The organism is Lysinibacillus sp. FSL K6-0075 (genome assembly GCF_038592945.1).
Classification (GTDB): domain Bacteria; phylum Bacillota; class Bacilli; order Bacillales_A; family Planococcaceae; genus Lysinibacillus; species Lysinibacillus fusiformis_F.
On the sequence record NZ_CP151947.1, the window covers coordinates 995495 to 1021073 of the forward strand.

Annotated in this window: 27 protein-coding genes; 23 read left to right on the forward strand and 4 right to left on the reverse strand. The window is 38.1% G+C overall.

Going from position 1 to position 25579, the window contains the following annotated elements; translation table 11 throughout:
- Window positions 1-79: 79 nt before the first annotated feature.
- Complete coding sequence (locus MHB65_RS04615; protein ID WP_342442636.1) at window positions 80-991, reverse strand: glycerophosphodiester phosphodiesterase; 912 nt, start codon at window positions 989-991, stop codon at window positions 80-82.
- A 404-nt stretch (window positions 992-1395) separates the two neighbouring features.
- On the opposite strand from MHB65_RS04615, the gene MHB65_RS04620 reads away from it, so the two are divergent.
- Window positions 1396-1668 carry a YlbG family protein gene (locus MHB65_RS04620; protein ID WP_004224806.1) on the forward strand — a complete coding sequence of 91 codons (273 nt, stop codon included), beginning with the start codon at window positions 1396-1398 and terminating at the stop codon, window positions 1666-1668.
- A 2-nt stretch (window positions 1669-1670) separates the two neighbouring features.
- Here MHB65_RS04620 and MHB65_RS04625 read toward each other — a convergent pair whose 3' ends face one another.
- Window positions 1671-2060: a hypothetical protein gene (locus MHB65_RS04625; RefSeq protein WP_036077099.1), complete on the reverse strand. Its 390-nt coding sequence runs from the start codon at window positions 2058-2060 to the stop codon at window positions 1671-1673.
- 56 nt (window positions 2061-2116) lie between these two features.
- Here MHB65_RS04625 and MHB65_RS04630 point away from each other — a divergent pair, with 56 nt between their 5' ends.
- The 3 genes from MHB65_RS04630 (at window position 2117) to coaD (ending at window position 4669) form a co-directional block, all read left to right on the forward strand.
- On the forward strand, window positions 2117-3538 hold the full coding sequence (locus MHB65_RS04630) for an RNA polymerase II (protein WP_342442637.1): 1422 nt from the start codon (window positions 2117-2119) through the stop codon (window positions 3536-3538).
- A gap of 71 nt (window positions 3539-3609) precedes the next feature.
- The gene (gene rsmD / locus MHB65_RS04635) at window positions 3610-4176 is read left to right on the forward strand and encodes a 16S rRNA (guanine(966)-N(2))-methyltransferase RsmD (RefSeq protein WP_342442638.1); all 567 of its coding nucleotides are present in this window, start codon (window positions 3610-3612) and stop codon (window positions 4174-4176) included.
- Between the two features lies 1 nt (window position 4177).
- Window positions 4178-4669, forward strand: a complete 492-nt coding sequence (gene coaD / locus MHB65_RS04640) for a pantetheine-phosphate adenylyltransferase (protein WP_004224812.1) — start codon at window positions 4178-4180, stop codon at window positions 4667-4669.
- Between the two features lie 58 nt (window positions 4670-4727).
- Here the strand turns inward: coaD and MHB65_RS04645 are convergent, their stop codons facing one another.
- Window positions 4728-5627 carry a hypothetical protein gene (locus tag MHB65_RS04645; protein WP_243456032.1) on the reverse strand — a complete coding sequence of 300 codons (900 nt, stop codon included), beginning with the start codon at window positions 5625-5627 and terminating at the stop codon, window positions 4728-4730.
- Between the two features lie 118 nt (window positions 5628-5745).
- Between MHB65_RS04645 and MHB65_RS04650 the strand changes: the two genes are divergently transcribed.
- Window positions 5746-6792 (forward strand): SepM family pheromone-processing serine protease, encoded by a 1047-nt coding sequence (locus tag MHB65_RS04650; protein ID WP_342442639.1) that lies wholly within the window; start codon window positions 5746-5748, stop codon window positions 6790-6792.
- 44 nt (window positions 6793-6836) lie between these two features.
- On the opposite strand, the gene MHB65_RS04655 is transcribed toward MHB65_RS04650, so the two are convergent.
- Window positions 6837-8048, reverse strand: a complete 1212-nt coding sequence (locus MHB65_RS04655) for a nucleotidyltransferase (RefSeq protein WP_342442640.1) — start codon at window positions 8046-8048, stop codon at window positions 6837-6839.
- Between the two features lie 166 nt (window positions 8049-8214).
- On the opposite strand from MHB65_RS04655, the gene MHB65_RS04660 reads away from it, so the two are divergent.
- The 18 genes from MHB65_RS04660 (at window position 8215) to MHB65_RS04745 (ending at window position 25517) form a co-directional block, all read left to right on the forward strand.
- The gene (locus MHB65_RS04660; protein WP_342442641.1) at window positions 8215-8748 is read left to right on the forward strand and encodes a YceD family protein; all 534 of its coding nucleotides are present in this window, start codon (window positions 8215-8217) and stop codon (window positions 8746-8748) included.
- A 24-nt stretch (window positions 8749-8772) separates the two neighbouring features.
- A complete protein-coding gene (rpmF, locus tag MHB65_RS04665) occupies window positions 8773-8946 on the forward strand; it encodes a 50S ribosomal protein L32 (protein ID WP_004224819.1) in 174 nt (57 codons plus the stop codon).
- Window positions 8947-9109: 163 nt separating this feature from the next.
- Complete coding sequence (locus MHB65_RS04670; protein ID WP_342442642.1) at window positions 9110-9877, forward strand: enoyl-CoA hydratase/isomerase family protein; 768 nt, start codon at window positions 9110-9112, stop codon at window positions 9875-9877.
- A gap of 110 nt (window positions 9878-9987) precedes the next feature.
- Window positions 9988-10365 carry a transcriptional regulator gene (locus tag MHB65_RS04675; protein WP_016992546.1) on the forward strand — a complete coding sequence of 126 codons (378 nt, stop codon included), beginning with the start codon at window positions 9988-9990 and terminating at the stop codon, window positions 10363-10365.
- A gap of 399 nt (window positions 10366-10764) precedes the next feature.
- Window positions 10765-11661: a 2-dehydropantoate 2-reductase gene (locus tag MHB65_RS04680; RefSeq protein ID WP_205441800.1), complete on the forward strand. Its 897-nt coding sequence runs from the start codon at window positions 10765-10767 to the stop codon at window positions 11659-11661.
- 2 nt (window positions 11662-11663) lie between these two features.
- Window positions 11664-12059: a DUF3397 domain-containing protein gene (locus MHB65_RS04685; RefSeq protein ID WP_205441803.1), complete on the forward strand. Its 396-nt coding sequence runs from the start codon at window positions 11664-11666 to the stop codon at window positions 12057-12059.
- Window positions 12060-12190: 131 nt separating this feature from the next.
- Window positions 12191-12436 (forward strand): hypothetical protein, encoded by a 246-nt coding sequence (locus tag MHB65_RS04690; RefSeq protein ID WP_342442643.1) that lies wholly within the window; start codon window positions 12191-12193, stop codon window positions 12434-12436.
- A gap of 68 nt (window positions 12437-12504) precedes the next feature.
- Window positions 12505-14121, forward strand: coding sequence for a bacillithiol biosynthesis cysteine-adding enzyme BshC (gene bshC, locus MHB65_RS04695; protein ID WP_342442644.1), 1617 nt, complete (start codon window positions 12505-12507; stop codon window positions 14119-14121).
- A gap of 254 nt (window positions 14122-14375) precedes the next feature.
- Entirely contained in the window at window positions 14376-14807 is a 432-nt protein-coding gene (gene mraZ, locus MHB65_RS04700) for a division/cell wall cluster transcriptional repressor MraZ (protein WP_004224832.1), read from the forward strand.
- Between the two features lie 61 nt (window positions 14808-14868).
- Window positions 14869-15819, forward strand: coding sequence for a 16S rRNA (cytosine(1402)-N(4))-methyltransferase RsmH (gene rsmH / locus MHB65_RS04705; protein ID WP_342442645.1), 951 nt, complete (start codon window positions 14869-14871; stop codon window positions 15817-15819).
- The gene (ftsL, locus tag MHB65_RS04710; protein WP_205441822.1) at window positions 15820-16191 is read left to right on the forward strand and encodes a cell division protein FtsL; all 372 of its coding nucleotides are present in this window, start codon (window positions 15820-15822) and stop codon (window positions 16189-16191) included. It abuts the gene before it with no gap.
- Complete coding sequence (locus MHB65_RS04715) at window positions 16188-18416, forward strand: penicillin-binding protein (protein ID WP_342442646.1); 2229 nt, start codon at window positions 16188-16190, stop codon at window positions 18414-18416. The genes ftsL and MHB65_RS04715 overlap by 4 nt, the downstream gene beginning before the upstream one ends.
- 57 nt (window positions 18417-18473) lie before the next feature.
- Window positions 18474-20390, forward strand: coding sequence for a stage V sporulation protein D (locus MHB65_RS04720; RefSeq protein ID WP_342442647.1), 1917 nt, complete (start codon window positions 18474-18476; stop codon window positions 20388-20390).
- Window positions 20391-20515: 125 nt separating this feature from the next.
- Complete coding sequence (gene mraY / locus MHB65_RS04725; protein WP_342442648.1) at window positions 20516-21487, forward strand: phospho-N-acetylmuramoyl-pentapeptide-transferase; 972 nt, start codon at window positions 20516-20518, stop codon at window positions 21485-21487.
- On the forward strand, window positions 21487-22836 hold the full coding sequence (gene murD / locus MHB65_RS04730) for a UDP-N-acetylmuramoyl-L-alanine--D-glutamate ligase (protein ID WP_342442649.1): 1350 nt from the start codon (window positions 21487-21489) through the stop codon (window positions 22834-22836). Before mraY ends, murD begins: the two co-directional genes overlap by 1 nt.
- A gap of 40 nt (window positions 22837-22876) precedes the next feature.
- Window positions 22877-23956 (forward strand): putative lipid II flippase FtsW, encoded by a 1080-nt coding sequence (ftsW, locus tag MHB65_RS04735; RefSeq protein ID WP_205441832.1) that lies wholly within the window; start codon window positions 22877-22879, stop codon window positions 23954-23956.
- A 21-nt stretch (window positions 23957-23977) separates the two neighbouring features.
- Window positions 23978-24811: a cell division protein FtsQ/DivIB gene (locus MHB65_RS04740; RefSeq protein ID WP_342442650.1), complete on the forward strand. Its 834-nt coding sequence runs from the start codon at window positions 23978-23980 to the stop codon at window positions 24809-24811.
- Window positions 24789-25517 (forward strand): DUF881 domain-containing protein, encoded by a 729-nt coding sequence (locus MHB65_RS04745; RefSeq protein WP_342442651.1) that lies wholly within the window; start codon window positions 24789-24791, stop codon window positions 25515-25517. The genes MHB65_RS04740 and MHB65_RS04745 overlap by 23 nt, the downstream gene beginning before the upstream one ends.
- Window positions 25518-25579: the final 62 nt, after the last annotated feature.

Consider the following 25579-nt stretch of genomic DNA (forward strand, 5'->3'; position numbering starts at 1 on the left):
TCAATTGCCTGTTTTGTTTTTCAACACTAAGAAAGGGAAGGCACACTTAACGAGTGTCCTTCCCTTTTTTGTACGCATCTTATTTAGACTCTTGAACTTGTAATAACTCAACAGCAATATCAGGACGGTCTGTAATAATGCCCTTTGCCCCATTATTGAGTAATTTTTTCATCGTATCTATATCATTGATTGTCCAATAGTGGACAGGAATATTGAGGTTATTTAAAAACTGAATAAATTTTGGAGAATCTAATGCAATAACCCCTGACTTCGGAGGGATTTGGAAAACATCCACTTTAGGATGATATAAATGTCCAAACTGACTTGAGAAGGAAGCAAATGCTTTTCTCACATCTGATTCACCTGCACCAAGTGCTACTTGATTTTGAGCATATAAATTAAAGCGATCTATTTGCTCACCATAAAAGCTTGTCACAACGACACGATGTTCAGCTTGAAGTTCTTCAATTAAGCGCCAAAGTTTAGAAGGCATTAGACTTCCTTCATAAGTGTCTGGAGCATCTTTGATATCAATGTTGATTAACATGTTTGGATAGGTTTCCAGCAACTCTCGTAATGTTACGACATTTAATTTGTCCTCTCGATATGGGAAGTTTCCATCCAAATCTTCAAATTGGTAGCCATGATTTAAGGCATTGATTTCTGCCAATGTCATATCTGCAATGAGTCCATAGCCATCCGTTGTACGTTCAACTGTGTCGTCATGGAAAACAATAATTTCCTCATCTTTCGTTAGGCGAATGTCGATTTCAAAGCCGTCAACACCAAGCTGTGCTGCTTTTTCGAATGCAACCATTGTATGTTCAGGTGCTAAAAGAGCTCCGCCACGATGTGCAAGAATTACGGGGCGTTCGAATTGTAATGCTTGCTTACCTTCGCGTTGCTGTGGTTTTGAAATAGCTTTACTACCTGCCCAAGCTGCTGCACTTGCTGCTGCAATTGCAAGCGCAATTTTTGTTTTCTTACCCATATTCGTCCTCCTTAACAATTATCCTCATATAAAAAAGTAATAGTGAATTCATTGTTTAATCAATAGTAGTAAGTACAGGGCCTACTATTAAAATTAGTTACTAGTATAAGTGAATGATGATTTTTTTTATGCCGATTCTTGCCATCCTATTGAAAAACAATCATTATGGAGGTTCAAATGTGTTGTAAGGGTTCTTTTGAGGCATGATCATCTTTCAGCATTCTTCTGTTCCTGTAATGATGCTACAATTGAATTTATCTAAAGCAACTGATTCATCTTCACGATGTTCAACGTCGTATGCTTTTCCATTATAACGGAAAATTGAGCGTTCTGTCAGCTAAACTCTGTTGCTATCATTTTCTGGTCTATGGTATTCTTTTATGTAAGAAATGAGGGAATCCAATATGAACGAACGACAAGGGCTAATTGTTTACGTCCATCAATTAAAACATGCGAAGTCACTTCGGAAATATGGTCATGTTCTTTATATTTCTAGAAGGCAAAAATACGTAGTGCTTTACTGCGATCGTGAGGACATTGACATGATGACAACAAAACTACAACGCCTTCCATTTGTAAAAGACGTTGTGGCGTCTTATCGTCCATTTGTAAAAACTGAATATGAAAATGCAAAACCAGATAAAGCAAAGGAATATGACTATAAGGTAGGTCTATAAACTTATGTTAATGCAGGTATATAGTTATTTAGTCTTAATATACCAATTAAGTATTGATAAAATAGTTTTGATTCCGAAAATATAGATGAGTGCTTTATTTCTACAACTACTGCTTTTCGACCGAGTTGTTCTATTTGTGCTTCAAACATTTTTTGTCGCTGTGTTGGCTGTTCTTCATTGTATGGGATGCCTTCTCGACAAATATAAATAGGCATGAACTTACTTTCGCCGACTGGTTTAAGGGCGACAGCTAAAGAAATCACCTTCTTGTCTTCTTTTGTAGATGTTAGTAAAAAGGCTTGATGAAAACGTTCCTGGTTGGTTTTAATAATTTCGAGCAACTCGTAAACATCACCATAGCCTTCTCCTAATTCTATAAATTGTTGTGGCATAATAATTGCACATCCTTTCCAATACTCATAGTATCATGCTGCGGGAGGTCAAGCACATGAAATTTGCATTAAGCTTTTTTACTATTTTAGCACTAATCATTACAGGAACGATATTTTTCCAGTATCATGCTTATTCATCTGATTTAGAAACGGGCATCGGGGATTTTCATTATTCTCAGGAAATAGAAATTGTCTATCGTGAAAATAGCTTAGATATTCGTCAACATTTTAAAAACCTACCAAATCAAAAGGTGAAAATTAAATGGCCTGAAAAAGCAACAAACGCTAGTTGCTTTATTGAAAATGAAAAAAGCTGTGATCGTTTATCAGATGAAGTCTCTTATTTTGCAAAAGGGGAGACAAAATCACAATCTGTGTCATACATAATTCCAATTGAGGGCGGCTTAAAAAATAAGATGCTCCTTCAAAATGTTTTTGCTACACTAATAAATGGTGAAGCATCTTATTCAATTGTTTCGATTTCTACAGACAGCAAAGTCAAAGGACAATGGGTTACAGGTTTGCCTTTAGTAGGTCAGCAACAACTTGTACTTGTCAATTACACAATGTTTAGAGGAAATGGTACTGTTCAAGATTTATATTGGCAAGCTGGTGAACTTAAAGCGCAACAGCAGACACCTGTGTTATCTATTTATGCACAGCAAGAAGTCCCTAATGATTTTCTAAAGTCATTAGAAAATTTAAAGCTTCTAAGTGATGAACATGTTGCAATTATTCAAGAAAAAAGTCCAGTAGCAGTTCATGACGAAAGATTGTTATTTTTACCAACACTTACTGCACAAGCTGTAGAGCAGGAAGTAATTTTATCACAAATCAAATCACAATATAATTTTGTAGATTCTCCAGAATGGTTGCCTGAGGTTGTGGCATCCTATTTAGTAAACGATCCAATTGGTGGAGAAAGAACAAAGAAAATCATCAAAGCATTAAATGATTTTATGACAGATAGTCAACAACAAGCTTGGCAGGAAACATTGAAAAAGCTTGGAGATGAATCAATTTCTCCGGATACACTGGACAAGTATTTATCACAGGTATTAGATGCCAAGACCTCTTATTTTGCATTAAATGCAGCTCAGCCAAATGGAACCTATCCGCTTTTATTTGAGGATCCACGTGATGTATATGTGGATGATATGCTGAAGGAAGATGTTCATGTTATCCTATATGAGGGACAGGCGTTGTATACGGCAGATACATTATTGCCTTATCTTGGCTACTCAGCTGAGGAAGGGAAGAATGGCTATTATGTAAATAGCGAGCATCGTACATTCCGTTTTCCTAAAGAGCCTGGATTCTATGTATTCAACCAGCGTAGATATTCATCTATCTCGGAACCAATCATTAAGATTGCTGATCGTTATTATGTAGAAGAAGCTTGGTTACAGCGATTATTCCTCGTTGAACTACAAAAAAAGGATGAGCGTATTCAAGTATTAACACAAGAACAACAATAACTTTTGCAGCGGAGGGCCAACCTTTCGCTGCAAAATACTTTATATAGACGAAAGTACGGTGAGATGCTGATATGAGAGTTGTAGCAGGAGAGCGCAAAGGAATGCCGCTTAAAGTAATAGCGGGAAATACGACAAGGCCTACAACTGACAAAGTAAAGGAATCCATTTTTAATATAATCGGGCCATTTTTTGATGGAGGTCTCGCGCTAGATCTGTTTGCTGGAAGTGGCGGCTTGGGTATTGAATCATTAAGCAGAGGGATAGAGCGTGCGATTTTTATTGAGAAAGACCCTAAAGCATTCCAGGTACTACAAGAAAATATAAAAAAATGCCGTTATGAAGAATATACAGAGCTTTTTCGTATAGATGCAAAGCGTGCTGTGAAAGCGCTATTAAAGCGTGACATTACGTTTAAACTTGTTTTTTTAGATCCACCTTACCATCAGCAGGAATATTATGACCTCGTACAGATTTTGGTCGATAACCGTAAAATACAACAAGATGGTATTATTTTATGTGAACATGCAAAAGAGGTACAGTTGCCTCAAAATTTTGGGGAGTTTGTTTTAACAAGACAAGAAACATATGGCGGAACAATTATTTCTGTTTATCGCTGTACAGAGGAAGAGGGAGAATAAGTTGTCTGAAAAAATTGCTGTAGTTCCTGGAAGTTTTGACCCTGTCACATTCGGCCATTTAGATATAATTAAACGTGCGGCGGATGTGTTTGATATCGTATATGTAGCAGTATTAAACAATTCAGCAAAGAATCCGTTGTTTTCTGTAGAGGAACGTATGGCTTTGATGGCTGAAGTGACGAAAACCTTACCTAATGTCCGTATAGAGAGTTCTTCAGGTCTATTGATTGATTATGCCAAGGAAAAAAAGGCGAAGGCAATTGTTCGTGGCTTACGCGCAGTTTCAGATTTTGAATATGAGATGCAAATTACCTCTATGAACCGTTTCCTAGATGAAACGATTGAAACTTTTTTCATCATGACGAAAAATCAATATTCATTCCTAAGTTCTAGTATAGTAAAAGAGGTTGCGAAATACGGTAGTGATGTTAACGAGTTAGTCCCTACTTGTGTCGTGAAGGCTTTAAAAGAAAAATATGGTTTTACACAATAGTTATGCAGAGGATGTCAAATGAACGATGACATCCTCTTTTTGATCTTTAGTGCTATTGTTATTTCAGAAAAAATAGAGCATAAATAGTCGGTACAATGATTATGCTAAGAAGGCGGAATTTTATATAAGGTCTTACAGAAAGTTTTGCAGATTTGGCGATAACAAAAATTTGTAAGTGAATACTTATACTTTGCATCGTTAATAAAATCACAACGAGTAAATGGATATAAGGAAGATCTGGAAATGCTGTAACCGTCATTTTAAGACCGTTCGTTACCTCTAGAACAGCTGCTATGGAAAGCTCAATCGTATAGGGAAGCTTGGGTATCAGCTGATCTAAGCCTTGTTGTACAATGGTCTGAATCGTTGTGAAAAAGATGATGGTTGTACCAACTAGCAGAATGGTTGGAGCCGTTTCTTTAATGCTTTCTGAAAATGGAGCACTATAGAGTGGTGTGTTGTGTACGGAGATATTAGGTGGCTCAGTTTTACGAAATAAAAAGTAGCCAGTTACTAGGCAACAAATATTAAACGTATGTAGTAAACATAAAAACAACCATCCAAACGTATTACTGTGTAGTAAATCAAGGCTTACAAAACCTAATACAAAAAGTGGGCTTGGTGCATGACAAACAGCTAGCAAAAAATTTGCTTCTTTCGGGTGTAATTGACCACTGTTTTTTAAATAAACAATGGTGGTTGCGCCAGTTGGATAGCCTCCAAGGGCACTAATAATGTAGGCTTGTACGTATAAAGAAGCTCTTTTTGTTTTGGTACGCATAGGGGCTGTTAAACGCAGAAGCCATTGTGTTAACACAAGATAAGGCAATAAATACGGAAACAGTGCTTCCATGAAAAGATTTAAGCCTAAATCAGTACCACTATGAGCGGTTTGTGGGAATAACAAGAGTAAGAGAATTAGAATTACGCAGAGCACTATTTGAATTGTAGCAAACATGTTATCAACTCGTTTCAACTTTTTGTCATTCACATAGGCAAATGCTAAAATCAATATATGTGAGAAAGGCAAAAACATGAACGTATGGTTTTGCAAGCGTCCTAGGAGGTGTTTTCAAGTGAAGAAAAAAATTAGTATTTATGCAGTGTTAATAGTCGTGATTTGTTTTATGATGTTATACCGACTAGACGCGTATATTATGAAACCTGGAAGTGCATATGATGTCAGCAAATTCGTTACTGTTGATAGCAAAGAGGCAGATAGCGTGGGGTCTTTAAGTTTAATGACAGTCGCTATGCAGCAAGCCACGCCGTTCTCGTATTTGTGGGCGAAAGTTCAAAAATATCAAAAGCTAATGGATATTGAACAAGTACGAAATCCTTTAGAGGATGATGAGGAATATAATATTCGACAGTTAAAGTTAATGTCTGATTCACAATTTAATGCGAAATATGTAGCCTTCCAAAGAGCGGGGCTAGAGACAAAGGTTCTTTTTAATGGTGTATTCATATTAAATGTATTAGACGGAGGAGCTTCAGATGGTATCTTGAAAGCTGGTGATGAAATTGTCGAGGTTGATGGTCAAAAAATAACTAGCCAACAAATGCTTGTGGATCTATTAAAACCTAAGCAGCTTGGAGATAAGGTAACCATTCAATTTATACGCAATGAAGAACAACATCAGGAGACTATTACATTACAGGAAATTCCTAATGCGCAAGAACATAGAGCGGGTTTAGGTATTTCCTATACTGAAAGCAAATCGATTGAAACTAATCCGAAAGTGACGATGAAAACAGAGGATATTGGAGGACCTTCTGCTGGTCTGATGTTTACACTTGAGATATTAGACCAACTTCTTGATGAAGATTTAACAAAAGGCTATGCAATTGCTGGTACAGGTGAAATGCTAATAGACGGATCAGTTGGCAGAATTGGTGGGATAGATTATAAGGTTATAGCCGCCGATCGTGACGGTATGGAGATCTTTTTTGCACCAGACGATGAAATCTCTCAAGAAATGAAAGCGAAGTATCCAGAGCTAGAATCGAATTATGCGACGGCTGTTAAAACGGCAAAAGAGATTAAAACAAAAATGAAAATCGTTCCAGTAAAAACGGTTGACGATGCTATCAATTATTTAGAGCAACTACAACCAAAATAAAATAAAGGGATGCTAGAGTGTTTTTAGCATCCCTTTTGTTGTCTTTAGCAACGAATAGGTGGTGTTTGATAATCCTTCGGCAGCGTCAGATTCTTTGTTCCTTGCTCGATACTTAAATTATAAAGCTCTGCTGCATGGATATCGATGGCTAACATCGCATCACTGGTAGACGCAACTCGACTGATTAAGGGTAATTCTATATTCTTTTTTTGCTGACCTAAGTAAGCTTGTCCCATCGGGCTCATACCCAACAATCGAATAAAGGAGGGCGCTTTAAAACTTTGGAGCTGCTCTTTTGTAAACCCTGTATAGATATGTGTTATCATACGCTGAAGGCGGGTCCATGTATAACGTTTAGATTTTATTTTTTCCATAAAGCTATTAAAGGTTGAGCTCGTTTTTGCTGCTTTCACAATTGCATTTTCGATCCCCTCTGTTACTTCTGCATAACGAGTAAGTTCTGAGGGGGTGTGTCTTATAATAGTGAACTGTAATAAAGGCCAAAAAGTTTCCCAGTTAGCAAATTGGTTATACTTTGTATGCCAGTCTGTTAAAAAATCAAAAGTAGCTTTAGGAACAACATTTTCTATACTCTGTAAAGAACTTGTAGAAGCAAGGGCTTTACGTATGCCAGTGGCACTTGCAATCGATGCATCTTCCTTTAATGCATCATGGTATCCTGCTGCAACGCGAGGAATTGTTAGCGGTTTGATGCTACTGTTAAGGGCCCTCGCAGCTTCAAGATAATGAAAGCCCAATATATTATTTGGTTGTGCAAGATCGATGTATGGAGCAGGGAACTTCTGAGAAAGCTGTTCATAGGCATAATGTAGGCTTTTTGGATAGCTTGCACCTGTTTTAAGGCTGTCTTTAATGAACAAGTCATATTCTGCACGGTGGCTGTCAATCAGCTCAAACGTGTTCAGAAAGGGCTGAATAGAGCCGTCTTCACTTCCAAAGGCAAAAGCGTCGCAGCCTACTGCACTTAATAAAGAAATGGCTCCTTTTGCGAAATCTGTGGCAGGTGCTGTACTATAGACATAAGGTAGCTCAATAACAATATCTACACCACCAGCAAGCGCCATTTTAGTGCGTGTCCATTTATCTACCATGGCAGGTTCTCCACGTTGTAAAAATGTGCCGCTCATAACAGCGATAACAAGATCTGCCTGCGCTACTTTTTTAGCCTGCTCTAAATGATAAGCATGTCCGTTGTGAAAAGGATTATATTCAACAACAATTCCAACTGCTTGCATGCTTTTCCCCCTTATAATTAATGTTTTATTTGAATCTGTTAGGAGTAAATACACTTCTCATAGTATATAATTATAGGTGGGTTTTAAAGTGGTGACAAGAAATTATCTTGACATCTATTTTTACACATTATATAATCAACAGTGTTGTCTCGAGGTGATTAAACGAATGAAATGGTCAATTCATCAATTATCTAAATACCGCCAAAACGGGATGCCAATCGATGCCTTTGTCCAGCTGGACGAAGTGATGGAGCGAAACCAGGATATTCGAGCAATTTCGCCCGTTCATGTAAAAGGGCTATGTACTTTTGGTGCATCGCAAATGACATGTCAGTTAACTGTGACAGCAACGTTAATACTACCATGTGCACGCACATGGGAGGATGTTGAGTTTCCAATTGAAGTTGAGACAGTTGAAATTTTTAGCTGGATTGACGAAGATAAAAGAGGAGACGATGACGGAGACATTCACTATATTGACGGTGAAGTCATCGACATGAAACCAGTTCTTGAGGAATTAGTTTTACTTGAGGTACCAATGCAAGTGTTCAAAGAGGATTCTGAAGGACAAGTGCATGGTGGTAAAAACTGGTCTTATGCAACAGATGAAGACGTAGAGCTACACAAAAAAGCTGACGAACAAAAAGTGGATCCAAGACTAGCTTCTTTAGCTAAGTATTTTGATCAAACAGACGAATAGACGATCTGTAAGGAGGTGCCATCAATGGCTGTACCATTTAGAAGAACTTCTAAAACTGCAAAAAGAAAGCGTCGTACGCATTTCAAATTATCTGTACCTGGTATGGTAACTTGCCCTAACTGTGGTGAGGCTAAACTATCACACCGTGTTTGCAAAGCTTGCGGACAATACAAAGGTAAAGAAGTAGTAAGCAAATAATACAGTGTTTGCTCACTTAAAAGGCTAGTAGAGAGACCATGGCTCTTTACTAGCCTTTTTGTTAGCTAAAAAAGACGGAATATTTCGTTGATTATGAAGTTCTTTACAATAGTGAAATAATTGTGTGATACAATTTATTCATTGCGACAAAGGGGGTTGAAGTATGTCTTATACGATTGATAATCATGATGGCATTATGACATTTACCATTAACCGTGAAGAGAAGCGGAATGCTGTCAATGACGAAGTGATGAATGGTCTTCAAGAAGTCATTACATATATTCGTGAGCATGAAGATGTGCGTTTTTTAGTAGTGACAGGTGCTGGCGATAAATCGTTTTGCTCAGGAGGGGATTTATCTGAGTTTCATTCATTGGAAACAGAGGATGAGGCATTTGGTATGTTAAGTAAGATGGGGAAAATATTATATGATCTTGCCACGCTTCCTGTACCAACTATAGCACTTATAAATGGTACTGCTGTTGGAGGAGGTTGTGAGATTGCAACGGCTTGTGATTTTCGTTTAGTCGCTAGCCATGCAAAATGTGGTTTTATTCAAGGAACACTAGCCATTACAAGTGGTTGGGGTGGCGGTACATACTTATTTGAACGAGGTTTACGTCATGATCGTGCAATGAAGATGCTAGTGGATGCAAAGCCGTACCCTGCACACTTATTATACGAGATAGGATGGGCTATGCGTGTTTTTGAAGGCTCAAAAGAAGAAGCCTTGAATGATTTTATTGAACATATGCGAGAAATCCATCCTTCTGTTCATAAAGCATATAAGGATATTGAGCTTCGAAAGTGGCATGAGCGCAATATGTATGAGCGTGTGATGGAGGAAGTTCGTACCTGTGCAAAGTTGTGGGAAAGTGAAGCACACCATCAAGCGGTTAATAATTTCTTGACAAAGAAGAACAATAAGTAATGTATAAAGACAGTGATGAGAGGAAAACGTCATCACTGTCTTTTTTCAAGCGATGATTCTATTTTGCTCGCTTTTGCATATAGTAGTAAAAAATGCGAGGGTGATAGATTATGGAATTGAAAAAAAGAAAAGATCAATGGACGAAGGAAGATGATGAAAGACTAGCAGAAATCGTATTGCATAATGTGCAGAATGGCAAAACACAGCTAGAGGCATTTGAAATGGCGGCCATAGAACTAGGTCGTACAAAACAAGCTTGTGGTTTCCGCTGGAATAAAACTTTGCGTGGGCAATATAGTCAGTCACTATTAGCTGTGCGAAATCAGCCTCAACAATCTATGCGAAGTCACTTGAAATTAGCGTTGACAAGTTTTGACGAATTAACCGAGGCTTATCAAACACTTGAAATGAAGCACCGTGAATTGCAAAATGAACATGATAAGTTAGTGAAATGGCTTCAACAAGGTTATTCATTAATGAAAGATTAACGTTATAAGTATGTGGCTTTTGGAACATGAATGACATTGCTTTTCTTTCCTGGAGATAAAACCCTTTCTGTATATCGTCAATAATCGGTCTATCCTGTATAATAAAAGAACCTGCGTAGAAGGTGCCTTAGATGTATTCTGAGGCACCTTATTCTTGTAGTTTTATCTTGATTCAGCGAATGTATATTATTCAGAGTTGAAGCGTTAGATGGGGTTTTAAAGTCTGTTGAATAGGAAACACCCCAACAAATGCGCCACGTTCTGTGATGGTGTGAACAATATCGTGTTGCGCCAAAGTATTCGGCGAATGTCACAGCTTGTTTCGAGCGTGCTTGAAGCAAGCTTGATGTAATGACGTCGAAGTAATAATGAGCAGTAAAGATGGAAAGGGTGTAGACAATGAAAGTAGCGATAATTGGTGCAGGAGCAGTTGGTCAATTAACAGCAAGTTTTTTAGCAGAGTTTGGTGTGTCGGTGACGTTGGTTGCGAGAAGGCAGGAACAAGTAAATGAACTAAATGCCAAGAAGTTAACACGTATCAACGTTGATGGAACTAAAACTGTGCAAAGGGTTATTGCTACTACAGATTTGGCTAATTTACCAACGCACGATTTACTAGTGATTGCTGTTAAATACGGACATTTGCAAAAACTATACAAACCATTAGCTTCATTTCCGAATGATACGCCATTACTTTTTATGCAAAATGGCTTAGCGCATTTTGAGGAGGCACTAACCTTACCGCAAAAAAATATTGCCTTTGGTTCGGTGACCTTTGGTGCTCAATTGTTGGACCAATTAACGGTTCAGCATAGAGGAATAGGTCAATGTAAAATAGCGATAGAACGAGGAGAGCAGCAGGTCTTTCAAAAGCTACTACAATTACAGAATTCCCTATTTCCTATTGAATTGGCTAGTAATGCAGAGCAGATGCTTTTTGAAAAAGCGGTGCTTAATAGCTTAATAAATCCATTAACGGCTGTATTGCAAGTGAAGAACGGGGAGTTAGTGACTAATCAACAAGCGTTTTTACTTATGGAAAATATTTATCGAGAGCTTACAGAAGCTTTTGGAGATATTGAACACACCATATCTTTTAGTGATGTGATAGACTTATGTAGGAAAACGGCCAACAACACTTCATCTATGCTAGCGGATCGTCTACAGGGTCGAAAAAGTGAAATCGAAACAATTGTTGGTGTCATTCTGAATAAAGCTTTAGCAAACGGTCATAATTTACCTACTTTGCGTACTTTATATCACCAAGTACTTGCAATAGAGGAGAGCGGTGAATAACGTTGAAAGACCTTTTACATATAGTTATTAGTATCATTATTTTTTGTCCAATTGTTCTTTTTGTCATTGTTTATCTGGTTAGCAGAAAAGTTAAAATTCGTGGCACACATGCTTTTGGAGCAGCTTCTGATGTCACGACATTGTGCTTGTTTTTTTCTGTTCCGTTAGCTATTGGTGTGCTTTGGCGTGTAAATGTAGGGGCGCTTTTGGTGATACTTGCAATAATGATGGCCATGATTTTTACATATATTGATTGGCGGACTAAAAAGGAATTAGAAGTGAAGCCATTATTAAAGAAAATTTGGCGCTTTTTATTTTTAATACTTAGTACAGCGTATCTAGTAATTTGTATTGTGGGTGTCATTCAATCCATTGTGGAATATTTACAGGTTGTCTAAGCATTTTCTTTTCATGTTGAAGCTTTAAGCGTTAAAATAATAGCATTAAAATAGTTATAAAAATCATTCTATAGGAATGAGAATATTGATTGAATTCATAAACCTTAGTACTAGAAGCATAGTTCAGTGACATGGACGAAGTGCAAAGGTGGTCTCGAATTATTCATCTTGACCCAACACAGGTTTTTGTACCGAAAGCGAAAGCGGGTACAGAAAAATCCTTCTTGAGGGAGAGGGATGGCTTATTTCAACAAGTATTCAAATGCTTGCTGAAACATCGTCAAAAAGTATTTGATGCCCCAAAGCCGCTAATGGATGTCGCGGATTTTTCGAGCTATCTGAAAGTCGAGGCGACATTGAAAGCAACGTGTGCATAGTATGAATGAAATTCAATGTCTCGTTATGAGTTAGGAAATGATTTAGTGAGTAGAGGAGTTTATGTTAAATGAAACTGGAGTCAATCCAAGTACCTATAAAAAATCATGTGCTAGCAGATTACTGGTCGCCAAATACTGCCATTCATCAATTTTTTGAGTATGATTACAATGATCAAGCTTTTGAGAAAAGAGCGGAGCATTTAGCACAATATACCCGTGACCAAAAAGAGTTAACAGCAATCATCCGTCAATTTATGGAGCCACTCGGGTTATCCCAAAAAACGAATGAGCATTTAGAACAATTAGAGCAAGGAGCTATGGTAATAGTCGGTGGACAACAAGCAGGTATCTTAACTGGCCCTCTTTACTCCGTTCATAAAGCTATTTCAGTTATTGCATTAGCGAAAGAGCAAAGCGCAAAGCTTCAACAGCCTGTTATCCCTGTTTTTTGGATAGCTGGAGAAGATCATGACTTAGAAGAAATTAATCATACCTATACAGTACATGGGGAATTGCTAAAAAAGCGAACTTATGGTGAACGCTCTAGACGTAAAACGATGGCTTCTGCAACAGCCTTAAACAAAGAGTCGATGACGCAATTAATTAATACGATTATTCGAGATATTGGGGAAACAGAGTATACAGAAGCGCTGATTAAGCAATTAGTTGACGCGTTGAACGGTAGTGAAACATTTACGGATTTCTTTGCCTGTCTAATGCATCAATTATTCAAAGAGGAAGGCTTATTATTGATCGATGCCGCCGACTTTCAATTCCGTCAATTTGAAAGCAAATATTTTGCACAAATCATTCAATCCAATGAAGAAATTGCTAGAGTCGTAACGGAAAAGGAAGAGGAGCTTGAGCGTGCTGGCTATGGTAAGCCTATTTTGGCAACATATGAAGCCGCTAATTTATTTTATGTAGAGGATGGGGAGAGACATCTTTTAGAAAGAAAAAATGATCTATTTGTTAATTTAGCGGCTAACCTCAAATTTACACAAGAAGAGCTGTTAGAAATAGCGCTTAATCATCCTGAACGTTTAAGTAATAATGTAGTAACTCGTCCATTGATGCAGGAGATGACATTGCCAGTATTAGCGTTTGTTGGCGGACCAGGAGAGTTAGCTTATTGGGCAACACTGAAAAATGCATTTTCAGCTTTAGACTTACAAATGCCCATTTTTGCTCCACGCCTTCATATCACCATTGTCACTCGTCATGTAGAGCAATTATTACGTGAGCATCAACTAACTGTTACTGACGTATGGGAAGGAAAAGCGTTGCAAATGAAAGAACGCTTTATTGCAGATGTACAGGACATTGAAGCCAAACGTCAAATTCAAGCTATGCAGCAGTTGTTAACAGAAAAATATGAGGAGCTAGCCTCCTATTTAGAGAAACAGCATTTGCATTTAGATAAAATTCTTGAGAAAAATCAAGAAAATCATGCAAAGCAATTGGATTACCTGCAGCAAAAAATTGAACAAACTGTATTGAGTAAGCATGAAACGACTATTCGTAAATTTATGACACTGCAAAATGAATTGTATCCGAATGATGGTTTCCAAGAGAGAACCTTTAATCCATACCAATATTTCAATGAGTTTGGACCTATGTTAATTGCTGAAATGCTGAAGCAAAATTATAGCATCGGTAAACACCACTATTTACTTTATTTATAAAATCAATAAATAGATACTTTATACCTAAGTGGTAATTTGATATCATGTGAATTTGATGAATTATGTCGAGATAAATAGTATTTAAAGAGCTATCCTACTAAGGGTGGCTCTTTTTTTGTATCATTTAGCTTATATCAAAAAAATCCCTAAAGGTCTAATTGCACATTAAGAGATAAAATGTCAAGTTTTTTTTAAAAAAAGTGGAGGAAAGTGGGGGGATGTGGTACATTATTTAATAAAGTGGGGTGAGTAGTATGTTCATGGGAGAATATCAACACTCCGTTGATGCGAAAGGGCGATTAATCGTACCGGCAAAATTTCGTGAAGCTTTAGGCGAAACGTTTGTTGTCACAAGAGGTCTCGATAACTGTCTATTTGGCTATCCTATGAATGAATGGCGAAAACTCGAAGAGAAATTAAAAGGTTTACCGATGACCAAAAAGGATACACGAGCATTTGCAAGGTTTTTCTTTTCTGGAGCAACAGAGGTAGAAATAGACAAGCAGGGGCGTATCAATATCCCAGCTACTCTTATGCAACATGCACATCTAGTGAAAGAATGTGTGGTGTTAGGAGTTTCAAATCGAATTGAGATTTGGGCTAAGGATGCTTGGGAAGCTTACTTTAGTGAGTCTGAACAATCTTTTAATGAAATTGCAGAAAATATGATTGGCTTTGATTTTTAACTTTTATAGGCATTACAACGTGATAGTTGAATGAGGTTAAGGCCTGAGAGGAGCGAGTGGTATGTTCGATCATACAACCGTGTTATTAAAAGAAACTGTTGATGGGTTGAACATAGATCCTGATGGTGTATATGTGGACTGTACATTAGGCGGTGCAGGACATAGTGAATATCTAGTACAACAATTATCAGATAAAGGCCGTTTAATTTGTTTTGATCAAGATATGACGGCTATTGAAAATGCGAAAATTCGATTAGCACCTTATATTGAGCGTGTTACATTTATCCATTCGAATTTCCGTTACTTAAAGGAAGAGCTATTAGCTCATGGTATTGAGCAGGTTGATGGCATTTTATATGACTTAGGCGTATCTTCTCCACAATTAGATACACCTGAAAGAGGCTTTAGCTATCACCATGATGCACCACTTGATATGCGTATGGATCAAACTGCAACACTGACAGCATCAGAGGTAGTTAATCAATGGGCATACGAAGATCTAGTTCGTATATTTTTCCGTTATGGCGAAGAAAAGTTTTCCAAACAAGTAGCGCGTAAAATTGAAGAGGCTCGTAAAACAGCACCGATTGAAACAACAGGTCAACTTGTAGAATTAATTAAAGAGGGTATTCCAGCAGCGGCACGCCGAAAAGGTGGACATCCGGCAAAGCGCATTTTCCAAGCAATAAGAATTGCTGTCAACGATGAGCTAGGCGCAGCAGAGGATTCATTAGTCGATGCGATTGATATGATTAACGTAGGGGGGCGCATTAGTGTCATTACGTTCCATTCATTGGAGGACCGCCTATGCAAGACAATCTTTAAGGAAGCGTCATCATTACCGGAATTACCACCAAATTTACCTGTAATTCCTGATGACATGAAGCCAACTTTAAAGCTTATTACACGAAAGCCCATTATTCCTTCTGAGGAAGAATTGGCAGTTAATAATCGTGCGCGTTCAGCGAAGCTTAGAGTGGTGGAAAAAATTAACGACAAAGGGCGTGAGTAAATGGCAGCAGTTCGTGTAAGGCAACAGCACCAACATCAACAAGTGCAACAACCGATAACACCACCAAGTCCACAACCCACTATCATACGTCGTAAAAAAACGAACCAAAAGTTTGAAAAGACAATGCTAATTGTTTTAGTTGGTATTATTGCTGTATTAGGAATACTCGTGTTAAATAAACAAGCAGCGATTCAAACAACAAGTATAGACATTCAAAAAATCGAATCAGAAGCAGAAGAGATTGCGAAACAGAATGTTGACTTAACGGTTCGTGTAAGTGAACTTTCTACATACGAAAACATATGGAAAAAAGCCAAAGAACTCGGTTTAACTCAAAATGAGAAAAATGTAAAGGTAGTGCCGGGAGAATGAAAAAAAAGAGATTTCGATTCCAATGGGGAGCCTTTCTATTATTAATTTTTTATGGAGGGCTCTTTTTTCTATTATTTACAAGAATGGTGACATTACAGGCTACAGGAGAAGTAGAAGGACAAGAGCTTGCAGCAAGAGCAGCAGCTAAGTATGGGAAAGAAAGTGTGATTACAGCCAATCGTGGGAAGATTTATGATCAAAATGGACAAGTGATTGCGGAGGATACATTAAGTTATCGCATGATTGCCATTGTAAGTGAAAAAGCTACAACAGATCCTAAGAATCCACGACATGTAGTGGATTCCGAGAAAACGGCAAAAGTTCTAGCAAAATATATTCCAGCGATAAAGGAAAAGGAAGACGAGATTGTTAAAAAACTGAACAATCGATATAGAAGTGATGGTGAACCTTTATATCAAGTTGAGTTTGGTAGCGCAGGTCGTGGTATTAGTCACGAGGTCATGAGTAAAATAAAGGAAGAAAAATTACCAGGAATTCTATTTGTGAGTGACTTAAAACGTTATTATCCAAATGGTGTATTTGCCTCTCATTTAATTGGCTATGCTCTGAAAAAAGATAATAAAGATGGCACAGTCACTACAAAGGGAGAAATGGGCCTAGAATATACGTATGATAAAGAACTTACAGGCGTTAATGGCAAAGTGGAATATGAGACAGATGCTTTCCGCTATTTACTTCCAAACAGTGAGAAAATGATTACACCTGCTAAAAATGGGGACGACATTTATTTAACGCTCGATAAAACAATCCAAAGCTTTTTAGAGGAAGCAATGACAAAGGTAGAACAGGAATATAATCCTGAGTCTATGACCGCAGTTGTAGCAGATCCAAAAACCGGGAAAATTTTAGCGATGTCACAGCGTCCTACATTTAACCCAGAAACACGTGATAGTCAAAATATGAAGTGGCTGAATGAGGTAATTGAGGAAACGATTGAGCCTGGTTCAACGATGAAAACATTCACGCTTGCCTCTGCTATTGATACAAATACATGGGCTCCAAATGCAAAATACCAATCGGGTTCTTATACAGTACATGACCGAACAATTCGAGACCATAATCAGGTTGGATGGGGACCAATCCCTTATTTAGAGGGGTTCCAGCGTTCATCGAATACAGCCATGGCCAACTTATTAAAATTGATTGGCGATGATGTCTTTGTTGAATATTTAGACCGCTTTGGCTTTGGTCACAAAACAGGAATTGATTTACCGAACGAAGCAGCAGGTACTATTTTATCGAAGTATCCTATTCAACGCGTGACAACAACATATGGACAAGGGTCAACCGTAACACCTATCCAAATGATCCAAGCCATGACTGCCATTGCGAATGATGGTAAGATGATGCAGCCATATGTTATCGACCGTATCGTTGATTCCTCAACAGGAAAAGTTATTCAAAATCATGAGCCGGTAGAAAAAGGACAGCCAATAAAAGCTGATACAGCGAAACAAGTGCGAGAAATCCTTGCTTCTACATTAACCTCTGAATATGGTACTGCGAAGGATTTTGTACTAGAGGATTACGAGGTTGCAGGAAAGACGGGGACAGCCCAAATACCAAGAGCAGATGGTACTTATTCTTGGGGTGCTAACCAATTCCTATATTCATTTTTAGGAATGGCGCCTGTTGATGATCCACAGTTAATCATGTATGTCTCAGTGAAAAAACCTAAGCTGAGTAATGAGCTTGGATCTGTACCAGTATCAAAAGTCTTTAATCCAGTTATGTTAAATAGTTTAAAGCACCTTAATATCAATCCAGATGACGTGCAGCATGTTAATAAAGTCAGCATTCAGGATTATACAGGTCAAAGTGCTGAAGCGGTTGAAGTAGAATTGGGAAATGATGGATTACAACCAATCGTTGTTGGCAGTGGTGGTAAAATTATTGAACAATATCCGACGAACAGTCAAAAGCTCGTAAAAGGTAGTTTTGTATTTTTAAAGACTGATGGCGAAATAACATTGCCAGACTTTACGAATTGGTCGTTACGTAATTTACTAGTCTTCAAATCCATGACTGGACTAGAGATGGAAATATTCGGTGAAGGCTTTGTAGCCAGTCAAAGTGTTTCAGCTGGAACCGTCATTACTGATAGTTCACCGATTGTTGTCAAGCTCAAAACACCTGCTGAAAGCTTTGTACAAGATGTTGAAACTGCCTCTGAGGGTGAAGTTGAAGAAGTAGAGGATGAATAACACTGAATAGAAGTCCACTTTATTTCATACGTTGTAAAAAACAAGGTGTGATGTCGAATGAAGTGGATTTCTATCCATTCTAAAAAGCGTTTACGTATTTTATATGTGTTGTTTATGTGTGTAGCAGTGGCGATCGTTGTTAGGTTGTTCTTTTTGCAAGTATTAGATCAAAAAGATTTGACTACCAAGGCAGAGGAGAATTGGGACAGAGAAATTCCATTTGCGAATGAACGAGGGCATATAACAGATCGAGATGGAGAGAGTATTGTAACCAATAAGCTAGCACCCACTTTATATTTTATGCCCTCACAAAGTAATGATATTGAAGGGGCTGCTGAAAAAATTGCGCAAGTTCTAGAAGTGGATAAAGAGAAGCTATTAGAAAAAATGCAAAAAAAAGCTTACTTAGTGAAGCTAGCGCCTGAAGGCAAAAATATTTCTTATGAAAAAGCGGTAGAATTACAGGGTATGCAAATTGAAGGGCTATATAGTGGTGTTGATTATTCTAGAGATTATCCTTACGGCACGCTATTATCTCGATTTTTAGGTTTTACGGGCTATGATGCCCAAGGATTAGCTGGAATTGAATATGAATATGATAAATTCCTGCAGGCTAATTCTTCTGCTATCCGTCTCTTTACAGATGCAAAAGGTAATAACTTGCCTAATGTTTCAAGTGCTTGGAAAGCAGGGGAGGATGGTGCAACGATCGAGCTAACAATTGACGTCGATGTACAACAAGTCGTGGAGCGTGAAATATCGCAAGCTATGAAGCGCTATGAAGCTGACCAAGCATTGGCTATCGCTATGGATCCAAACACTGGCGAAATCTTGGCATTAGCCTCTTATCCGACTTTCCATCCAGCTGAATATCAATTAGTAGAGCCAGCCATCTACAATCGAAATTTACCCGTATGGATGACGTATGAGCCAGGTTCTACCTTTAAAATTATTACCCTGAGTGCCGCGTTGGAAGAAAACTTAGTGGACTTGGAGCATGAAACCTTTTATGACCCAGGTTATACGATGGTGGCGGGAGCAAAGCTTCGCTGTTGGAAACGTGAAGGACATGGTCATGAAACATTTTTAGAGGTAGTTGAAAACTCTTGTAACCCAGGATTTATAGAATTAGGTCAGCGTCTAGGCAATGAGCGACTACTACAATATATTAAAGATTTTGGTTTTGGAAAAAAGACAGGTTCTAATATAGCTGGTGAAGCATCTGGGATTTTATTTTCTAGGGAAGCCTTTGGTCCTGTTGAGCAAGCCACCACTTCATTTGGGCAAGGGGTAGCCGTGACACCTATTCAGCAAGTTCAAGCGGTTGCTGCTGCCATTAATGGAGGCAAGCTTTATACGCCATATGTTGTGAAAAAGGTATTTAATCCAAATACAGGAGAAGTCATACAAGAAACGGAACCAGTGGTGAAAAATCAGGTGATTCGTGAGGAGACCTCTGCTAAGGTTCGCGGTGCTTTAGAATCGGTAGTGGCGAATGGTTCAGGGCGACAAGCCTTTCGCGATGGACTGCGAATTGGTGGTAAGACTGGAACAGCGCAGAAAGTTGAAAATAGCCGTTATAAAAGTGGAGAATACATCGTATCTTTTATAGGGTTTGCACCAGCAGACAATCCACAAATTGTCGTCTATGTAGCTGTTGACAATCCGAAAAAGACAACACAGTTTGGTGGCGTTGTAGCAGCGCCTATAGTGGGGCAAATTATTGAAGATGTTGCACCTTTTGTAGGTATTGAAAAATCGAAGGAACAACTTGAAAAGGATTATCGTTATGGTGACCCAATTACTGTGAAGGTACCGAATTTTATTGGTCAAACGAAGGATGATATTGCCAAGCAATTTTACCCATTCCGCATTGAGTGGCATGGAGAAGGGACTAAAATTGGTAATCAGTTACCTGAAGTGGATAGTGTTATCAAACAAGATGGTACCATTCATTTATATTTGGAGAACTAAAATAACTTTACCTTTAAAAAATGGGAAAGAACCACTATTATTATGAAGGGTAGTAATAAATAAATGAAAGTTAATGCTTTTTTCTTAAAGAAGAAAGTGAAACAAGATTTAAAGGAGATTTTTCAATGAAACTCGCAACAACACTTACCATCTTAGCTCTTGCTTTTATAGTAACAGTTATCCTGGCACCAATTAGTATTCCACTTCTTCGTCGTCTAAAATTTGGGCAAAGTATTCGAGAAGAGGGACCAAAATCACATATGAAAAAAGCTGGTACACCAACAATGGGAGGCATTATTTTCTTAATATCCATCCTCCTAACAACTGTTGGTGTAGGTAGCTTTTTAGATTTATTAACGACACAGACCGTAGTACTTTTATTAGTATTAGCAGGATTCGGCTTAATAGGTTTATTGGATGATGGTTTAAAGGTTGTCTTTAAAAGAAATTTAGGTTTAACCTCTCTTCAAAAATTGATTGGTCAAATTGTTATTGCAATTCTTGCGTATTTCCTTCTAGAAGTAGGGTCATTTGATAAAACACTAGCCATTCCATTTACGGAGTGGACAATTGATCTTGGCGTATTCTATATAGCCTTTTTAATTTTCTGGTTAGTAGGCTTCTCCAATGCAGTAAATTTGACGGATGGACTAGACGGGCTAGTGGCGGGTACTGCTTCCATTGCCTTTGCAGCATTTGGTGTTATTGCGCTATTCCAAAGTCAGGCAGATATTGCACTATTTTCGTTTGCTGTAACAGGTGCTTTATTAGGCTTTTTATTATTTAATGCCAATCCTGCAAAGGTATTCATGGGGGATACGGGGTCATTAGCATTAGGTGGAGCATTAGCTATGGTATCTGTCTTAGTAAAAGAAGAGTTCTTGCTTTTACTAGTCGGCTTAGTGTTTGTCATCGAAACACTTTCCGTTATTTTGCAGGTAGGTAGCTTTAAGCTTCGAAAAAAGCGTATTTTTAAAATGAGCCCTATTCATCATCATTTTGAATTATCAGGTTGGTCAGAGTGGAAAGTAGTGCTTGTCTTCTGGTCAACTGCCTTAGCAGTAGCATTAATTGCAGTCTTATCGGAGGCGTTCTAATGAAAAACTATACAGATTTACAACATAAAAAAGTGCTTGTGTTAGGTCTAGCCAAAAGTGGTGTGGCCGCTGCTGAAATTTTACACGAGCTTGGCGCATTTGTAACAGTTAATGATTCGAAACCATTTGATGAAAGTCCTGATGCACAAGGATTATTACAGAAGGGGATTACAGTAATTTGTGGTCGCCATCCTGAAGATTTACTTGATGAAGGCTTTGAATTAGTGGTTAAAAATCCAGGAATACCTTATAGCAATCGAATTGTGGCAGATGCTCTTAGTCGAGAGATTCCAGTCTGGACAGAGATTGAGCTAGCTTATTTAATTAGCGATGCACCATTTATTGGTATAACAGGTTCGAATGGTAAAACAACGACGACAACTTTAATATTCGACATGTTAAATAACGGCAGTAAAAATTCATTAATTGCTGGAAATATAGGGACAGTAGCTTGTGGTGTCGCAAAAGAAGCTAATAAAGATGACATCATTGTAACAGAATTGTCTTCATTCCAATTGATGGGGATCAAAACGTTTAAGCCTAAAATTGCTATTTTGACAAACCTTTATGATGCACATCTAGACTATCACGGAACATTTAATAATTATGCTGAAGCGAAGTTTGGTGTTACTCGAAATCAAGATGACAGTGACTATTTTATTTATAATGCTGACCAACCGATAGTGGTTGGATACGCAGCACAATCTAATGCACAAAAAATTCCATTCAGTTCTAAGGGATGTACTACAAACGGCATTAGTGCAGATGATACAACAATTTATTGGCAAGGCGAACCATATATGGATCGTGCCAACATTGCCCTACCTGGTAAGCATAATTTAGAAAACATCTTAGCAGCCGTAGCAGCTTGTATTTTATTTGGCTGTGACAAAGAGAAGATGGAAGAGGTTTTAGCGACATTTGGTGGAGTGAGACACCGTACACAATTTGTACGTGAGTGGGATGGTCGAAAGATTTACAATGACTCCAAGGCAACCAATTGTTTAGCAACAAAGAGTGCTTTAGATGCTTTCCAAGCACCTGTCATTTTACTCGCAGGTGGCTTAGATCGTGGACATTCTTTTGAAGAACTTCGCCCTTGTATGAATCATGTAAAGGGTGTTGTTGCATTTGGAGAAACTGGCTTACGCTTTGTCGAATTTGCAAAATCGTGTGGTGTCCAACAAACTGTCATTGCACAAAATGTAGAAGACGCTGTTCACTATGCAGCACCGATGTCTGCAGAAGGAGATGTTATTTTACTATCTCCAGCATGCGCAAGCTGGGACCAATATGACAGCTTTGAAATACGTGGAGATGTTTTTATTGATGCTGTAATGAAGCTGTAATGAGCCTGTAACTATTTTAGAATATACTTGACTTGGAAGGATGGCATTACTGAGAGGTAAAGAAAGCTACTTATTGCTCGTCACAACTTTGATGCTATCAATAATCGGCATTATTTTCGTCTATTCTGCAGGTACCTATTGGAGTGCCGTTCATTATAGTGGAAAAATGCCGTTTTATATGAAGCAAAGCATATACTTTGTTGTAGCCATTGTCGTATTTTTAATCACGATTCGATTAAATATTTTGAGAGAGCAGTCCTTTTGGAAAATGGCCTATATATTTTCGTTAATTTTACTCGTTCTTGTACTGATTCCTGGTATAGGACTCGTGCGAAATGGTTCCCAAAGCTGGATTGGTGTAGGTCCATTAACAATTCAGCCAGCAGAACTAACGAAAATTACCGTCATTGTGTACTTGAGCCACATATTAGCACAACATAAAACAGGCAAGCCAGTTGTTAACTGGCGACATGGGTTCATCCTGTTATTACCTGTAGTTCTCATCATGTTGCAGCCGGATTTTGGCTCAGTATTTATTCTTGTTGTATCTGTGTTTTTATTATTTTTTGTCGCTGGTTATCCTCTAAAACTATACGCCATGATTATGCTAGCAGGGGTTGCTGGGTTGGTAGGTCTCATTGCGACAGCACCATATCGTCTAAAGCGTATAGAAGCATTTCTTGATCCATGGGCTGATCCCTTGGTTAGTGGGTTCCAAGCGGTGCAATCTTTAATGGCAATCGGTCCAGCAGGGATTTTTGGACATGGCTTTGGACAAAGCCGACAAAAGTTTTTGTATTTACCAGAGCCTCAAAATGATTTTATTTACGCCATTATTTTAGAAGAAGTCGGATTGATTGGTGGCCTCTTTATTTTAGCGCTTTTTGTACTAACGATCTATGCAGGCTATAGATTTGCTGTACAGGCTAAAAACCGAACGTCCTATTATGCGATTATCGGGCTTGTCACAATGCTCATGGTGCAAGCTTTTCTAAATATAGCTGTAGTAATAGGTTTAGTGCCAGTAACGGGTGTCACATTACCATTTATTAGCTACGGTGGAACATCTTTAGTAACAATGTGGTTAATAATAGGTATTATTTATCAATTAGCGAAATAAATATAAAGGAGGAGTACTTTTTTGGAGAAAGTAATTGATATAGAAGATCGTATACCTACGCTAAAAAAGCGACGAAAAAAGCGTACAAACCGGAAATTTATAGTGCTAATATTACTTTTCTTTATTGTGTTAGCAGTACTCCTTTATTTTCAATCTCCATACAGTAACATCAATAAGATCACAGTCAATGGCGCAAAGCTAGCGAATGACCAGTATTATGTGGAGGCAAGTACTCTTGCACCAGGTAAATCAATGTGGAGTTTCAAAGTGGAAGATATTGAGCAGATTTTATTAAAGGATAAATGGGTTAAAGAAGCACATGTTAAACGTAACTGGTTACAAGGCGTAACGATTGATGTTAAAGAATGGAAAAAAGTTGCGTACTTAGCTGGGGACGGCACTTATTATCCTTTGCTAGAAAACGGCAAGCGCTTTGAACAAACAGGGAATGATACGCCCATTGATGCACCTGTTTTTATCGGGATAACTGGTGAAAAGACCATTAATAAGCTTGTTGAACAGCTAGCACAACTAAAGCCAGAAGTATTAGCTTTAATTTCCCAGGTTAACACGAATAGTAATGAGGCGAATCCCAATGCAGTCAAGCTTTATATGAATGATGGCTATGAAGTTCGTGCTGTTATTCAGACACTAGCGCAAAAGTTAAATTACTACCCCTCTATTGTCGCTCAAATTGCCAACTTGGAAAAAGGTGTGATTGATTTAGAGGTCGGTTCATACTATCGTCCTTTTAACGAGGAATACAACAAGATGAGTATTGACATGGAAGCGAATGCAGATGGGGAATTGGTTAACCAGGAAGTGACGGACGATGAACAACAAGAAGAAGAATAGCAAAGGGAGTTTTTTTACTAGAAAACAATTTGAATTACTAATTGTTTGTGTAACAACAGGATTTATCATCGGCTATTCATACAACCAGGCGAAAGATAATCGAGAAGCAGGTACTATTGATTCTGAGCTTTTTGAGCAAGAAGATTCTTATCGTGAAGAGCTAATCACACAACAAGAGCGCAATAAAGAGCTCACTGAAGAACTAAATAATTTACAAGAACAGATTCGAAAGTATGAAAAATCCTTTGCTTCAAACGAGAAAGACTATAAGCAGCTTGTTGAGCAAGCAGAAGATTTACGGCTATTGCTTGGTGAACTAAAGAGTGAGGGGAAAGGGATACGCATCACCCTCCAGGATGGGGACTATGATCCGAAATCCTTGAATCCAAATGACTATATTGTCCATGAAAGTCATGTTTTTAAATTGTTAAATGAACTGAAAATTTCAGGTGCACAAGCTATCGCCATAAATGGACAACGTGTGATGGCTAGTTCTTATATCCGCTGTAATGGACCTGTGATAACCATTGATGGCACACAACATCCAGCTCCGTTTGTGATAGAAGCAGTTGGTGATTCAGAAACATTAATGGCTTCTTTAAATTTAAACGGAGGTGTAGTGGATCAGTTATTAAATGACAATATTGTGGTGTCATTAGAAGAAAATCAAAAGCTTTCAATGCCAAAGGTAAAAGTAGAAAGTTAAGGACAAGCTCTATAATTCAAGTTTAAAGTCTAATTTAGCCTCCAGTTACATAGTCGATTGTA

Coding starts and splice junctions, on each gene's coding strand:
- MHB65_RS04615 (WP_342442636.1), bottom strand. CDS start 991: ATGGGTAAGAAAACAAAAATTGCGCTTGCAATTGCAGCAGCAAGTGCA.
- MHB65_RS04620 (WP_004224806.1), top strand. CDS start 1,396: ATGAACGAACGACAAGGGCTAATTGTTTACGTCCATCAATTAAAACAT.
- MHB65_RS04625 (WP_036077099.1), bottom strand. CDS start 2,060: ATGCCACAACAATTTATAGAATTAGGAGAAGGCTATGGTGATGTTTAC.
- MHB65_RS04630 (WP_342442637.1), top strand. CDS start 2,117: ATGAAATTTGCATTAAGCTTTTTTACTATTTTAGCACTAATCATTACA.
- rsmD (WP_342442638.1), top strand. CDS start 3,610: ATGAGAGTTGTAGCAGGAGAGCGCAAAGGAATGCCGCTTAAAGTAATA.
- MHB65_RS04645 (WP_243456032.1), bottom strand. CDS start 5,627: ATGTTTGCTACAATTCAAATAGTGCTCTGCGTAATTCTAATTCTCTTA.
- MHB65_RS04655 (WP_342442640.1), bottom strand. CDS start 8,048: ATGCAAGCAGTTGGAATTGTTGTTGAATATAATCCTTTTCACAACGGA.
- MHB65_RS04660 (WP_342442641.1), top strand. CDS start 8,215: ATGAAATGGTCAATTCATCAATTATCTAAATACCGCCAAAACGGGATG.
- rpmF (WP_004224819.1), top strand. CDS start 8,773: ATGGCTGTACCATTTAGAAGAACTTCTAAAACTGCAAAAAGAAAGCGT.
- MHB65_RS04670 (WP_342442642.1), top strand. CDS start 9,110: ATGTCTTATACGATTGATAATCATGATGGCATTATGACATTTACCATT.
- MHB65_RS04675 (WP_016992546.1), top strand. CDS start 9,988: ATGGAATTGAAAAAAAGAAAAGATCAATGGACGAAGGAAGATGATGAA.
- MHB65_RS04680 (WP_205441800.1), top strand. CDS start 10,765: ATGAAAGTAGCGATAATTGGTGCAGGAGCAGTTGGTCAATTAACAGCA.
- MHB65_RS04690 (WP_342442643.1), top strand. CDS start 12,191: ATGGACGAAGTGCAAAGGTGGTCTCGAATTATTCATCTTGACCCAACA.
- bshC (WP_342442644.1), top strand. CDS start 12,505: ATGAAACTGGAGTCAATCCAAGTACCTATAAAAAATCATGTGCTAGCA.
- mraZ (WP_004224832.1), top strand. CDS start 14,376: ATGTTCATGGGAGAATATCAACACTCCGTTGATGCGAAAGGGCGATTA.
- rsmH (WP_342442645.1), top strand. CDS start 14,869: ATGTTCGATCATACAACCGTGTTATTAAAAGAAACTGTTGATGGGTTG.
- ftsL (WP_205441822.1), top strand. CDS start 15,820: ATGGCAGCAGTTCGTGTAAGGCAACAGCACCAACATCAACAAGTGCAA.
- MHB65_RS04715 (WP_342442646.1), top strand. CDS start 16,188: ATGAAAAAAAAGAGATTTCGATTCCAATGGGGAGCCTTTCTATTATTA.
- MHB65_RS04720 (WP_342442647.1), top strand. CDS start 18,474: ATGAAGTGGATTTCTATCCATTCTAAAAAGCGTTTACGTATTTTATAT.
- mraY (WP_342442648.1), top strand. CDS start 20,516: ATGAAACTCGCAACAACACTTACCATCTTAGCTCTTGCTTTTATAGTA.
- murD (WP_342442649.1), top strand. CDS start 21,487: ATGAAAAACTATACAGATTTACAACATAAAAAAGTGCTTGTGTTAGGT.
- ftsW (WP_205441832.1), top strand. CDS start 22,877: ATGGCATTACTGAGAGGTAAAGAAAGCTACTTATTGCTCGTCACAACT.
- MHB65_RS04745 (WP_342442651.1), top strand. CDS start 24,789: ATGAACAACAAGAAGAAGAATAGCAAAGGGAGTTTTTTTACTAGAAAA.